Annotated in this window: 10 protein-coding genes and 1 pseudogene; 1 reads left to right on the top strand and 10 read right to left on the bottom strand. The window is 57.5% G+C overall.

Annotation, left to right across the window (positions count from 1 at the left end; all coding sequences use genetic code 11):
* Positions 1-1,315: VCBS domain-containing protein (locus AC1D17_RS24950; RefSeq protein WP_477567975.1), on the bottom strand; the 1,315-nt coding region annotated here is incomplete at its 3' end.
* A gap of 408 nt (positions 1,316-1,723) precedes the next feature.
* Here AC1D17_RS24950 and AC1D17_RS24945 point away from each other — a divergent pair.
* The gene (locus tag AC1D17_RS24945; protein ID WP_477567974.1) at positions 1,724-2,656 is read left to right on the top strand and encodes a transglutaminase-like cysteine peptidase; all 933 of its coding nucleotides are present in this window, start codon (positions 1,724-1,726) and stop codon (positions 2,654-2,656) included.
* 38 nt (positions 2,657-2,694) lie between these two features.
* Here AC1D17_RS24945 and AC1D17_RS24940 read toward each other — a convergent pair whose 3' ends face one another.
* From AC1D17_RS24940 to AC1D17_RS24900, 9 genes and pseudogenes are all read right to left on the bottom strand, one after another.
* On the bottom strand, positions 2,695-3,303 hold the full coding sequence (locus AC1D17_RS24940) for a ribbon-helix-helix domain-containing protein (RefSeq protein WP_477567973.1): 609 nt from the start codon (positions 3,301-3,303) through the stop codon (positions 2,695-2,697).
* Positions 3,304-3,306: 3 nt separating this feature from the next.
* Positions 3,307-4,587 carry an HlyD family type I secretion periplasmic adaptor subunit gene (locus tag AC1D17_RS24935; protein ID WP_477567972.1) on the bottom strand — a complete coding sequence of 427 codons (1,281 nt, stop codon included), beginning with the start codon at positions 4,585-4,587 and terminating at the stop codon, positions 3,307-3,309.
* Positions 4,588-4,655: 68 nt separating this feature from the next.
* The gene (locus AC1D17_RS24930; RefSeq protein ID WP_477567971.1) at positions 4,656-6,821 is read right to left on the bottom strand and encodes a type I secretion system permease/ATPase; all 2,166 of its coding nucleotides are present in this window, start codon (positions 6,819-6,821) and stop codon (positions 4,656-4,658) included.
* A 33-nt stretch (positions 6,822-6,854) separates the two neighbouring features.
* Positions 6,855-8,285 (bottom strand): TolC family outer membrane protein, encoded by a 1,431-nt coding sequence (locus AC1D17_RS24925; protein WP_477567977.1) that lies wholly within the window; start codon positions 8,283-8,285, stop codon positions 6,855-6,857.
* 362 nt (positions 8,286-8,647) lie between these two features.
* Positions 8,648-9,409, bottom strand: a complete 762-nt coding sequence (locus AC1D17_RS24920; protein WP_477567970.1) for a GGDEF domain-containing protein — start codon at positions 9,407-9,409, stop codon at positions 8,648-8,650.
* Positions 9,410-9,617: 208 nt separating this feature from the next.
* Positions 9,618-11,406, bottom strand: a pseudogene (locus tag AC1D17_RS24915) (ABC transporter ATP-binding protein).
* An 8-nt stretch (positions 11,407-11,414) separates the two neighbouring features.
* Entirely contained in the window at positions 11,415-12,440 is a 1,026-nt protein-coding gene (locus tag AC1D17_RS24910; protein WP_477567976.1) for a glycosyltransferase family 2 protein, read from the bottom strand.
* A gap of 1 nt (position 12,441) precedes the next feature.
* Entirely contained in the window at positions 12,442-13,545 is a 1,104-nt protein-coding gene (locus AC1D17_RS24905; RefSeq protein WP_477567969.1) for a glycosyltransferase family 2 protein, read from the bottom strand.
* Between the two features lie 16 nt (positions 13,546-13,561).
* Positions 13,562-14,182, bottom strand: a 621-nt coding sequence (locus AC1D17_RS24900; RefSeq protein ID WP_477567968.1) for an acyltransferase family protein, incomplete at its 5' end; no start/stop codon positions are given.

Below are 14,182 nucleotides of genomic sequence, written 5' to 3'. Positions count from 1 at the left end.
TGTCGTCGGTCACCGTCACCAGGAAGGTCTCGGTGCGGGTCTCGCCCTCGGCCAGATTRTTGACGCTGGCATCGGTGAGRCTATAGGTCCAGACACCGGCGGCGGAGATGACGAAGCTGCCATAGGTGCCGGCGGCATTGCCGCTCCATGTCGCGGTGTGATTGTTATCRACATCGCTYGACACCATGGTGCCGGTGGCGCTGAGCGGCCCGGTCACCGGCGTTTCGTCGTTGGCGGCCAGGCCAGTCTCGGTCACCGCGCCTGAGATCTCCGAGGCAGCACCGATCACCGGCGCGTCATTGGTGCCGTTGATGGTGATCGTCACCGTTTCGGTGTCGGTTGCGCCATCATCATCTGTCACCGTGATTTGATAGCTGAGAATGATTGTCTCGCCTTGACCCAGGAATTGCACCAGTGCGTTGGGAACCTGGTATGTCCATCCCGTATTCGTCGCCACAAAACCGTTCGCCAGGGTATCGATCTGCGGCTGGGTCAATGCCCCGCCACTCCAGGCTGGCTGTCCCGATTGCGTGATGGACACCGTCAGCGTGTCGTCTTGGTCCGCATCGCTGATGTCGATCGCGCCACTGACCGTCAGGCTGCCGCTGACAACACCAACGTCCTCTGTGAGGCTGCCCGCCTGATCCGCAACAAGGAGAGGCGCGTCGTTCGGATCCAGCAAAGCGAGTATTCGCTCTTCTCCAGACGCCGTACCAAATTGAAGTTCAGTGGGCGTAAGAAGCCCGATGGCTGGGCCGGCTACGCCAATATTGCCGTCAGCTTCGGAGAAGTTCCCACCGCCACTCTGGTTGGATGCCACGCTAATGGACCCGTCAGGCCCCGCGGCCACGTTGATGCCATTGCCTTCAAGGACGGCGATCAATGTCTCCTTCGGGATCTCTGCGTCGCCGATGACAAACGTCGGAATTTTCAATGCAGCGTTTAAAATTGTGATCTTCGATCCGTCAGGCTGCTCCAACACGATGTTGGCGCCAAGGACCTGAATTTTTTCGACGGAGACGCCCGCAGGAAGTCGAACGACATTGGAGGTGTCAGCGGTGACAGTCTCGGGTACTGCAGACGCCGGAGTTGCTGCTTGGGCATTGGATACGGGCTTTCCCGTGGCAGGATCGAGGAACTGCGGTTCTGACGAGCCACCGTTCTCGGCCTGCGCCACAACCGCCCCGGCATTTCCGTCAGGTGCAGCGCGCAGCTCGATGCTCTCGTCAGCGGCCGCATTCACATCGCCAGAGAAATCCATATGTTCGGTTGCCATCGCAATACCCTCCCCAAAGAACTTAGCTGAAGTAAACATAGTCCATTTCCGAAATCAATTCTTGAGAGATACATAAACTGAAAATGTATATATCGGAATATAAATTATCGCGAATAAATTGTGGAAACACGATTTATTGCTATAATATATTATATATTTCATTGACTGATGGCGACCCGCTGGCTACTTGGGTGCCCATGGATTGCTTGTTTTTCAGCAAAAACGCCGCCCATTAAATTGCCTATTGGAGAATAATGTAGATGAATTTAGGTAAAAACTAAGATCTGGGCTATAGTAAGTTAACAATACATTAATTTTGTGTATAAAATTTTACATAATTTCTATTAAAAATGCATAGCCAGGCAATATACTAAATAATACATGCGGGTTTACGTCGTTTTTTCTTTTAAAGTCTAGGTTGCCTCCACTAGCCACGGAGACACCGCGATGACCACGAACGGCCGGAAGTACTATGAAAAGCTCATCAGCATTTCCGCAGTTGCGGCAAGCCTTATTGGGCTCTCGGCCGCATCCGCCGCGTCTAGTGAACGCGTAAACCCAGGATATCTTGGTGTCGCGCATCAGCTGATCGGTTTTGTCGCTGCTCCAACGGCGGCCGTTATATGGGCAACGGGCAACTGGTCAAGCGAAGCGGCCCGGAAGGCTGCAGAGCCGGCCGTGCAACAGGTCTCAGCGGCGGCTACCCTGGCCGGTCGAGTGCCTCTGCAAACGGCATTGTCCGAACCCAGTGCCGTGTTTCATTCGGTGGCCTTCAAAGCGAATTCGATCCCAGCCGCGCGAAAGTGGAAAGAAGTGTTTCCCACCATCGTCCACTCCGATTTCAAGCACTGCGACAGTCAGAGCGACTGTTTCGCACGCTCAATCCTTCAAAAATCCATCGAGAATTCTGCAGACGCCAACTTCCGGCAGAAACTGCAAGGGATCAACACAACCGTGAACCGCCTGGTCCACTATCAGCCGGATGCACAGACCTACGGTGTCAAGGACTATTGGGCCTCCCCTGACGAGATTCTTGCCCGGGGAAAAGGCGACTGCGAGGACTATGCCATTTTGAAAATGGCCGCTTTGAAAGCAGCTGGTTTGCCGCCACAGGCTATGTCGATCGTCGTGCTCAAGGATACCCGGCGCAATCTCTTTCATGCGGTGCTGGCGGTAACGACCAGCAAAGGTCATTTCATCCTGGATAACATGTCCGACCGGGTGAAACTTGATCGGGACCTACCATACTATCAGCCGCTCTTTTCGGTCAGTGCGGAACGCGCATGGATCCACGGCGTCAAGGCAGGAGGCGAAAAAGTTGCATCGGCACAACCGCCGCTGTCGGATGTCATGCCTGGCGAAGGTATTTCTCTTCAATAGGCAATAGGCAATAGGCAATGGCGCCAGCACGGCGCCCCCTACCCCAGTATGAAGCCGATGACGACATCCTGATCTGCGAACGATGCGAGGGCTGCGTTGAGCCGGCCGCGGGTCAGCTGATCATTGATGCCGATCGTAAAGCCCGCCGGTTGAGGCTCTCCCGGGGACGTTTTCAGCCGCTCGACCAAGTCTTTAAATTGGACGTCGAACGAAAGCCTCAGGCCATGAGCCGGTGACGCCTGCTGGAACCGTGCAAAGCGCGTCTGGACAAACGCCAGAAACGCCGGATTGTAGGAGATGATGCGCTTATCGCCGGTCAGAGCAAACGCGGGTGACGGACAGGCTCTCACCTGGCCAGCGATGACCGACGGACCGCTACGCTCCCTCGCACTGGAGAGCTCACTCCTGAGAAAAGAGGCGGCGACGTAGCGCAGCTTCGCCGTCAGGTTCCCTTCTCCCTCGATTGACTTTTCGCATTCGGCGACGATGTCTGCGAGCTTGCATTGTTTTTGAGCGGCAAGTTCGACAAGGCACGACCAGTAGATCTCTTCCAGCTTTATTCCGCGCCGGTGCCCGGCCACGGTAATAATGCGAAACCTGAGCACGCTCAGGTCCGGTTCTGGTGAGCCAGGTCGATTTAAGCTCATCGGCTAGCGCTCCCGCAAAGCTTCTTCGCGCGCTTTGTTGATGGGCTTCATGAGATAGGCAAGAATCGTTTTCTTGCCCGTCATGATGTCCACCGACGCAATCATGCCTGGCATGATCGCATATTCCCGTCCATCCTTGACGAGTGCTGCCGTGTCTGTTTTGACGCGTACCAGATAGTAGGTTTCACCGCTGTTCTGGTCGACGAGACTGTCAGCGCTGACGGTTTCGACAATACCGCCCAGGCCGCCGTAGATAGAGAAATCGTAGGCCGAAATCTTGATCAGGGCTGGTTGACCGGGGCGCACGAAGGCGACATCTCTTGGCGGCAGCCGCGCTTCCACGAGCAATACCTCCGATGTCGGAACGACCCCGCCAATCACAGCGCCAGGTGTCACGTAGGCTCCGACGGTGTTAACCTCAAGGGTATTGATAATACCATCAACGGGCGAGCGGATATCGGTGTTTTCAACTCGGCTGCTGGCGCCGCGGATCGTCTCATCAATCACCGACAGCTGCGAAAGCGCTTCTGTCTTTTCCGCCAGAGCCTCCTGGCGTAATTCCAGCGAAAGTTCCGTCACTTGCAGTGAAGCTTCATTGATCGCCGATTCCAGCCGACCGATCGACTCCTTCGACAAGGCAAGCTGGCCACGCGCCTCTGTCAGTTCTTTCTCCACCCGCAGCAACTCAGTCTGCGCCACGAGTTTCCGCTTGACCATCGGCGCAAGCAGCTCCTGCTCACGTTCGGTTACCTGAAGCCCCTCGGCAAGCCGCGTGATGTTGGCCTGCGCCTCGGCCAGTTCTTTTTCACGCTGGCCGTAGCGCGCTTGCATGACCGAGCGCTTGTTGTTGAAGTTTCCAGCTTTGGCCCGAAGCAATTGCTGCTCGTTCTCGCATATGCCTGGCGCAACATTGGCAATATCTGCCGGACATTTGTACACGGCGTCATAGGTCCCGGCTTCTTCGAGCTCCAATCGCGCGATCTGTGCCCGTAATGAGCGCGCTTTGGCTTCAAGTTCGCCAAGCGACGATCCGCTGGCCGTGTCATCCAGCCTGAGAATCAGATCACCGCGACGTATGACCTGTCCCACTTGGACAGCAATCTCGCGCACGATACCGGGTTCGCTCGATTGGATAATCTGCGTTTTCGAGACGGGAATCACCTTGCCCTCGCCTCGTGCGATCTCGTCGACCTCGGCGATGGAGGCCCAAAGGAAAAATGAGACGATGAGAAGACCCACAACGAATAATCCGGCACGCGCTGCCAATGGTGGTTTCTCAGTCATGTCTACTCCCTCCATTGGTCGCAAGCCAAGCTTTTGCCGTGGGTCCCTTCACAACACTGGTCACCGGCCTACACCGGCGGGGAGCCGGCAGACACGGCTCGCTTCTGCAACTGCGCAATGACCTCGGCCTTTGGGCCGTCCGCAACAATGCGGCCTCGATCCAAAACCAGCAGCCGGTCGGTCAGTTGGAGCATGCTGTGGCGGTGGGTTGATATCAGCAAAGTGACGTCCGTTCCAAAGACGGTGGACAGCTTTTGAATAAGCTCGCGTTCGCTGGCCAGATCCATTGCACCGGAGGGCTCGTCCAAGAAGACGACCTTGGGCTTGCGCAACAGGATGCGGGCAATCGCGACTGCCTGGCGCTGCCCCCCCGAAAGCTGGGCACCACGCTCTCCAACGGGCATGTCGTAGCCGCGCGGGTGATAGGAAACGAAGTCGTCCACGCCTGCGAGCTTGGCTGCCGCCACCATCTCGTCGTCACTGGCGGCCGGATTGGCCATCAGCAGGTTTTCCTTCACGGTACCCGAGAAGAGATCCGAATTTTGCGAGACAAAGGAAACGGCAGAGCGAACCACAGATGGATGCAATTGACGAATATCGACGCCGTCGAGCAGAATCCGGCCGGCGCTTGGGGGGTATAGTCCGACAAGCAGACGTCCCAACGTTGTCTTACCAGAGCCGACCCGGCCAATGATACCAACCCGTTCACCCGGCCTTATCGTCACGTTCATGGCATCGACAACTTTATTGTCGGTACCCGGGTATGCGAAATCGACGTTTGCGAACGTGACGCTCCCGTTGCGTATATCCCGGTTAACGAAACCGATGGTATCAGGCCGGTCCTCCGGCTGTTCCATTACGGAATTCAAGATGCGCAGCGAAAGAAGTGCCTGTCGAAGCCGCGCGAGCGTCATCGCAATCTGGCCAAGCGGCGACACGGCACGGCCTGCAAGCATGCTGGCGGCGATGATCGCTCCCGACGAAATTTTTCCCTCGGTGAATTGGTAGGCGCCAGCAACGACAATTGCGACTGTCACCAGCTGTTGGACGAACTGCGTTGCGTGCGTCGCCCATGAAGAAATTGCCTTGATCTGCTCCGAGGTGCTCGTGGAGTGCTTTGCAAGCTCGTTCCAACGCCGCAGAAGCTGCTTTTCCGAGTGCAGCGTTTTAATGGTCTCGATTGCCCCTATCGTCTCGACGAGCAGCGATTGCCGTTGGGAGGATTCGTTGGAGGCCGCCGCGACCCGTTTACCGATCCTGCGCTGAGCAATATATCCAATGATCAGACTGATGAGAAAGGCAACGGTTGGGACAACCGCTATCCAGCCGGCCACCGCATAGATCGCAGCGATGAAGACGAAGACGAAGAGGCTGTCGACGATTGTGCTAAGCGTGTTCGAAGTGAAGAATTCGCGGACGAACTCGTACTGCATCGCACGGTTGGCATATTCGCCGGTCGACAATGGTCGCGACGCCATGGTTGCATATAATATCTTCTCGAACAGCATGTAGGAAAGCTTCAGATCTGCTTTCCGCCCCGCGTAGTCAATGAGGGCCGATCGCGCCGACTTCAGCAGAAGATCGAACACGATGACTTGACTAATACCAAACGCCAGAACCCACAAAGTGGCAATTGCCTTGTTGGGCAGGATCCGATCATAGACATTCATCGTAAAGAGCGGTGCTGCAAGCGCGAGCACGTTGATGAAAAAAGCCGCGATGGCAACTTGTATATAAGCTTGCCAGAAAGGCCGGATCGTCGAAAAAAGCCAGTGAGGGCGGTCAATGGTGCGGGCCGCGCCAACGCCAGCGTCGCTTGCATTCAGGTAGGTCGCCGAGAACGACACGGCATAAGCCATATCACCAAGCTGCAGATCGTTGAACGTCAGTGCAACACTGTCCAACGGCATCACTGCATTTGACAGGCTAAGCGTTCCGTCCAAACCTTCTTCCAACAAGGCAGTGGCACGGCCGTCCTGGAAGATGATGAGGAGAGGCAATACGAACTTGCGGTTGGCAAGCGCCCGAGCCGATACGATCTCCGCCTCCAATCCGACACGTTCGGCAATGCGCGATATGTCTTCAAAGCTCGGCGAGCGGGCGTCAAACGGCACGTCGGAGTAAAGGACGGTGTCAGAGGAAGGGCGCCCCAGGAAGACGCAGATCTCCCTGAATGCTGAGGTAAATTCGATCGAGGGCGCGCGCGTGCGCGCTTGCCTTTCAATGCGTTGCATCACGGCTGCTTATGTCCGCCTGGGCTACAACCATCATTTGTCCCGAATCGGTGCTAGTAGGTCAAGTGGCAGGTCATTTGTTTGCCGGGATGGAACGCGCCGATAGGTTTCCGTTTGCGGTGCCTCGGAAACATTGAATTCCTTGCGTGCATAAGCTTCCGATTGCTGCGGGCTTTTGATCTGCATGGTCGGTAGCAGCTGGCCGGTGGCTGCAAGAAGGCGATATTCGGCAAACAGCGCGGCATATTGCGCCGTCTTCGCGAGAACATTTGCATTGAATCGCGAATTCTGTGCTCCGAGCACATCGAGCAACGAGCGTTGGCCAACGGCAAGTTGCTCGCGATAGGACGAAACAAGTTGGTCGTTCACTTGAGCCTGCGCCTTCAATGTGCGTGAAAGCTCGTATTGGCGGTAGCGCCGCTCCCAGGAAATCCGGACCGCTTCTTCAACTTCACGATGGGCCTGATGATAAACCAGCCGCTGTTCGCTGGCGCGACGGCCCTGTTCCTGTTCATTGGCGATGTCGATACCGCCCCGATAGAGGTTCCACCTGGCGACGACGCGCGCCTGAGCGTCCCAGGTGTTTCCGGTCGAACCGTCAATGTCCATACCGGTGCGCACACGCCCCTCGGCAAAGACTTCCGGAAGCATGTTCGACTTTGCAGCCTTGACCTGCGAGTCGGCGACATTGATATCCGCGCCCGCTGCCTGAATGCGCGGGTTGTTGGCCCTTGCAATACCGATCGCCGATTCAAGCGACACCGGCAACGCGGCAGCAACTGACTTCGGCAGGGACGGCTTCGTCAACGGCTGGCCCACGAGCCTGTTAAAACTGATCTTCACCGTCTCGAGCGTTTCCTGCGCTTCTTGCAAGCGCGCTTTTGCAGACAGCAGTCGCTCGCTCGCCTGTTGGCGATCAGCGTCGGTCAACGCGCCGCCGGAAATCAGTGAACTGATATCGGACAAGATCGACTGATGCACACCAACATTGCGCTTAGCCTCGTCGACGATCTGTTGCTGGAGAATATACTCGAAGTATTCGCGAACGATCTGCAGGCCGATCGTTTCCGAGCGCTCGAGAACGCGGAAGGAGGCACTGTCAACCCGCGCGGCCTGCCGTTCAACTTCGGCGCGACGAGCGCCGCCATCGAACAGTTTCTGCGTGATGGTCAGGCCGACATCCGACGGATAAAGCGGGTCATTTTCGATCGAGGCCGAGCGCCGGCTGTCATCTTCCAGATGCCGCGCTCCCGTCGATGCTTCGAGATCGACTGTCGGCAAATAGAGGCCGCGTGCTTGCCGCAACTCGAACTCGATTGCCTCGCGATTTTCGACAGACTGCCCGATTTCAGGGTTGGATTCCATTGCGATCTGAAGCGCTTCCCGCAGCGTCATCGCTCCGGCCGGGGCTCCGGCAAACACGGTAGAGGTGAGCAGAACTGAAAACAGCATGCCCTTGATCATTCGTCCGGCTCTCAATTTACCCCCCACAAATCGAAATGTCCTGCACACAGATCGTGCGGCAGAATTCTTGAAATTTAGTGATAAATAATACGTCTCTGAAGAATAAGGGGTACCATAAATGGGTAGGTCCACTGCCCGTACACTTTTTCACAAGTTATTGTTGCAAAAATGAAACAGACTAACCAGAGCAGCATTCATCAAGTCACGAAGGGGATCAGTGCCGGGCGCTGATCCGACTAGGCCGCATCAAGCGCTCACCCATCTGCGGAAGCATACGTGCTCCCGTCAACTGTCCGCCAGACTATGCCAGGTTCGCATATTTCGGGCGATTCGATTGGATATATGGTGCCCCTATTACAGGGTCATGCCGTGGGCAGGCGCGTAAGGGCGACGGCTGGGGCCTGGCCTGCCTCAACCGTGATTGCTTCCGAAGAGGCCGTGCGACGCAAGCGCGCGAGGTCGATACTGCCATCAAACAGGACGCCGCCGACACTCAGGGCAAGATCGACTGGTTTCCCATCGGCGGAAAAGTGAGACGATACAAGTGCTTTGGTCAGGCGGGTGCTGACCTGATTTGCATCGAGTTCACTGGCGCCAACAAGCAGCACGTCGAACGTGGCGGGGCCAGTTCGCGCGACGATATCATCGCGACGGATGGAGGTGCTGATGGTCGATGCGACAAACTGAAGAAGTTCGTCGCTCCATTGCGGTCCGTAGGACGAACCAACCTCGTCGAGGTTGTTGATACGCACCTGGATGAGCGCGCCCTCGAGAGAAGCGCCGGACCGCTGGTGGCGGCGCTCAAGCCCGTTGACGTGCTGCACGAGCCCGCGGCCGGTGACGCAGCCGGTCGTCCCGTCGCGACGAATATCATGATTGATCTGGTTGCGAAGACGCTCGACCCGCCGGGACTGCACCGCCAAAGCGATGACCAAGGGCGCTCCCAAGAGCAGCGAGACAACAGCACTACCGAGCATCGCTGCAGCAATGGGACGATCGACCAATGCGACCAGGCTCAAATAGGCCAAAAGCTGCGCAAGAAACGCAAACAGAAGGATGCCGCCAAGAGCATTGCGCGCAATGCGCCAATCTCTCTTACCGTTTAACAGCGTTTCTCCGCTCATGCATCCAGCTCCCTGTTCACTGACAATGCACGGTCTACCGTATCTTTGTGGATATTCTCTTTCCTCGATTCCTACAAGTTTAGGCAACCGCCAATATCTGTTTCGAACTGCATCAGTTTCCCTGTGAACCTGCCGGGGCACAATGAGCGGTTGGTGTTTTCTGCAGATATTTACGTCAACTATGCGCCTGAACATCAGCCCACTCATCCTATGTCAGCCCGGCAGGGAGGGATAGCTCATAGAGTTGATCCATGCTCAGGGAAGCGACGTTGGCAAACGAAGCCTGATTCGTCACGCGGCCGTCGCCGAGGACAACGACGTCGTCACAGAACGAAATCGTGCTGCGGTGATGGCTGATCACGATGGTCGTGCGGCGACCGGCCCTCGACCGCAAGGTCTCGACGATTGCTGCTTCCGACAGCCCGTCCATGGCGTTTGTGGCTTCGTCGAGAATGAGGATCTCGGGATCCCGCACCAGGGCTCTTGCCAGCGCTATCCGCTGGCGCTGCCCTGCAGACAGGCTTGCGCCGCGATAGCCGACGATCGTTTCGTAGCCGTGGGGTAGTTTCTCGATAAATTCGTGCGCCTCGGCAAGCCTGGCTGCATACTCCGCATCGGCTATCGAAGCGCTCTGACCATAGGTGATGTTTTCCAGAATAGTACCATCCACCAGTTCGAGATCCTGGCTGGCAAGGGCAATCTGGCTTCGCCATTGCGCCGGCTCGATTCTGTTCAGGGGCATCCCGTCGATCAGAATATCGCCCTGATCGGGCTCAACAAACCGGCACAGGAGATTGACGATTGTCGTCTTTCCGGCGCCAGATCGACCGATGATGGCGGTTGAACAGCCGCTCCGGATTTCAAATGTCGCGGCGCGCAGCACGCCAGGCCGTGCGTCCGTCCCGGGGTACTTGAACGTCACGCGGTCAAATTTGATCTGTTGGCGCAAGCCTCTGGCCGGTTCGTCGCCTGCCGGTGGCGGCGGTTTGTCCGACGAATCCAACAGCCATCGCACCTCTTCCAGAGAGCCACTCCAGCCCTGTATTTGGCTCCACGCCAACTGCAGGGCGCGGATATGCGGCTGCAACCGGTAAAGCAGGACGACGAACGCCACAATGACGGGAAAGGTCACGCCCAGAGCCCATGCGCTGACCACCGCTGCCAGAAACAGAGCCGAGTGCAACACTTCGGTCAAGGGCGGCAGAGCGCCCTGCCGGGTCTGAAGGACGAAGCCTGCCTTTCGAACTGCGTCCGAAGTCGTATCGAAGACAGCCTTTTCTCGCGGTTCCTGTCCGAATACGCGGATAAGGCGACCGGCGTGAACGAGATGGAGCATCCGTGTTGCTAGTTCACTTGAGGGATGTGACATTGCGGCTTGGATTTTTGAGGCTGGCCGACAGAACCGCGTGTGCAAGCTGGACGAGCATGAGGCCGAACGCGACGCACAACGTCATCTGCCATGACAGGAGCAGCAGGAAGATAAGCAGAATGACGGCGGCCGAAGCGTTCACGATTGCGCCAAGGACGGTCTGCATCGCATCCGACGCACGCCAGGACTCGTTGGAAATAATGTTCAGCAATCGCCCCGGGCTTTGCTGCAGGAAAAATGGGTACCCAACCGTCAAGAGCTGACCCGCGAGCGCGCTTCGTATGGCATGGCTGGCTTTGCCGTAGATGAAGCTGGTAAGGACAGTATTCGCAAAGGCCAGAATATTCTTCAGGGTGATCAATGCGAGGACGGCACCGGCGATCACCATCAAGCGTTCGCCATCGTCGAAGCCCGAACCCACCTGTTCGAAGACCGCAGATAGTCCGCCTGCGCCTGCCGCGTCTTTTTGACCGGCAATGATGCTGAGCATCGGGATAATCAGACCAATGCCGGTGCCCTCAAGCACGGCGCTGCCCAACCCCAGAGCAACGACAGCAGCGAGCAGGCGCCACTGTCGACCCAGCGTGCTGCGTAGTACTTCAAAGCCCGGCAGGACGAATTTCAACATGATCGATATCACCTCAGCGAACGAGTCGCCTGTTTGATCTGGGTTACTTCCGGGGGCCGCGCCCGTCTGGTTACGGCAAGGCGTGCGAACTTGGCCGCTCCGAGCAGATTCATGAACACGATCGGCCAGTGGGACAGGGAGACCTCAGGATCGAATCGAGGGCCGCCCAAAAGTTCCCGCCACGCAGATCGTGCGGACCAGCAGAAATGGCGAAGTAGCCAGGGAGCCCTGAGGATGTGTTTCAGGCAAAGCGCGCCATTCCCAAGGCTGTAATCCCGGTGAAGTCTTTCGATTGCCTCGCGCGTATTCCGGCCGTGATAGTGAAGGACGKTCATGTCGGGAACATATTCAATCGGGATGCCGAGTTGAAAAGCCCGCACCAGGTAATCCGTGTCCTCGGCCGATTTCAGAGCGCTGCCGGCTCCAAGCCGCTCGTCAAAACGGCCGACCTGGAGTGCAATCTCACGATGCATCGTCATATTGCAGCCCAGTATGAAGCCGCCGGGATGGATATCGGGGGTAAAACGCTCGCGCCTCTGCGACCGTTTGATTGTAAAGGGGAGATCGAGCGACCTGCCGAGTTCGACGCGGCCGCCGCGGATGATAAACCGCTCGCCGGTCGTGTAGTGCCGCTCCAAATCCTGCAGGTAGCGACAGTCGACTTCGCAATCGTCATCGACGAAAATCAAAATCCGGCCGCACGACCTTTCCATTCCTGCATTGCGGGCGGTGGCCAGCCCCGGGCGCGGCTCCGTCACCAGCGTCATCGCAAGACTTGACGTTGCTGCGGCTCGGACCAGCCAATCGGCCGTGCCATCGGTGGAACCGTTATCGACCACCACAAGCTCGCTGGTGACCGTGGGGTGAGACCGGCAGGCTCTTTCAATCGATCGGATACAAGCCTCCAGAGCCTCGGCGCGGTTGCGCGTGCAGACGATGAAGCTCGCCAGCGGTTCGCGCCGCTCAGCAGATGAAGGAGCGGCAGCAATGGGCGGGGCGCTCTCCTGCATGATTTCGGGGCGTTCCGGAGCCATGCTAACCAAGACCATACTGCGGCAGAACGGTGGAGGCAGGTACGGACTCAAAATACCGCGACAGCGCATCCAGCCGCCTGGTTGCCGCGATTGAGAGACGGCTGCACCATGGCGCGCAAGCACCGGCGCGCAGGCCGTATCGCTCCCGGCGTCGAATGGACCTCCATTTCCCTGTTCGAGTGAGAAACTCATGCGTCAGCTGCGGCTGCTCCGCATCGGCGATGAGCTGGTAGAGGAAATAGAAGAAACACAAGGCGCCGTCCTGATAACTGGACTGCTCCGCCGTCGGGCGGGCGGAGATTTTCGCTTCGAGCGAGAGGATGAAATCGGCCGCGCGTCGCGTGGTATCGGACGTTACCGCGACACCGATGTCGCGCAGGGCATCGGGACTGTCGATAAGGGATTCACGCGCAAGGTTCTCCGCGACAATCTTCAGATGCGTTTGACGCATCAACCGTTTATGCTTGTTTGTGACGCTGCCGTCGTGGATGCGATAGGCGACCAGGCTCTCATCGATCATCGCCGCGGGAAAGCGGCCGGTAATTCGCCTGAACAGATCGAAGTCTTCCGCATGCACATAGCTCGCGTCATAGACCAGCATGTCCTCCGGTATGACCCGCCGGTTATACATCACGGTCGAGTGCATGAAGATGGTGAAGAACATCGACAATATGTGCCAGTTTCCCGATTGATAGATCGGATTGGGCATGCCGCGGACCATTCGATTGCCGACAAGTCTGTCGATGCCGGTACCGCTGATTGCGAGCTCGGGTTGCTGCATAAATGATGAAACCTGGCGGGAAAGACGCGAAGGATAGGCAATGTCGTCCGCGTCCATCCGCGCGATGAGGTCGCCCTGCGCGATGGTCAGGCCCTCGTTCAATGTCGCAATGAGGCCGCGGTTTTCGCGAGAGACGATAGAAATGCGATCGTCGGCCTCTTGATACCGCTGCAGAATATCCAGGGAGCGGTCCGTCGAGCCGTCGTCGATTGCAATGACCTCCAGGCGATCATGATCCTGGTGCAGGATGCTCTCAAGTGCCGCAGCGAGATAGGGTTCGCCATTGTAGACGGGCAGCAGGACGGAGACCATTGGATGGCGCATGGTTCAGCTCGCGTGTTTATTGAAGATCGGATGCTTGGAAAGCACCGCCGCGATTGGCGCGTGCATGAATCACGGACGGGTGGTCCCTTGTGCCGTGAACCAACTCAACCGGACTGCTCCCATGCGGGAATGATGTTGCAGCGCTGTGGTCTCGAGGGACAACGTAGGGGAAGTGGCGCTTGAGCTGGTTGAGCCGCTTTTCGAAGACCGACCAGGATATCGCGGCAAGCATCACCGTGGCTGCGCCCGCGACCACAAACCGACCCGGACCCTGCTGCGAAACATCAACGGGAATCCAGGGTTGGGCCTTGACCACCAGGGAAAGCATGATCGGATGGAAAAGGTAGACGCCATAGCTGATGCGTCCCAGAGCAGTCAGCGGGGGGGATTCGACCAATCGGCCGAGATAGCCTCCAAAGCCGGCCGAACAAGATCCCACAAGCATTGTAAGCGGTACGAGTGGAATGACTTCCATGCCGATCCACGTCGCCCACTCAAGTGTTGGCATCATCGGTGTCGATTTCAGCCCCAGCAGGATGAAAAAGGCAGCGGCAAACGGCATCCAGCTCAGCCTCATCCATTGCGGCCAGACCGACGTTCTGGCGCGATAAGCTGCCAGCAGCGAGCCCGTTACCAG

It is taken from the genome of Pararhizobium sp. P1_E7 (genome assembly GCF_056405855.1).
This window is presented reverse-complemented; position numbering and strand designations above follow the sequence as displayed.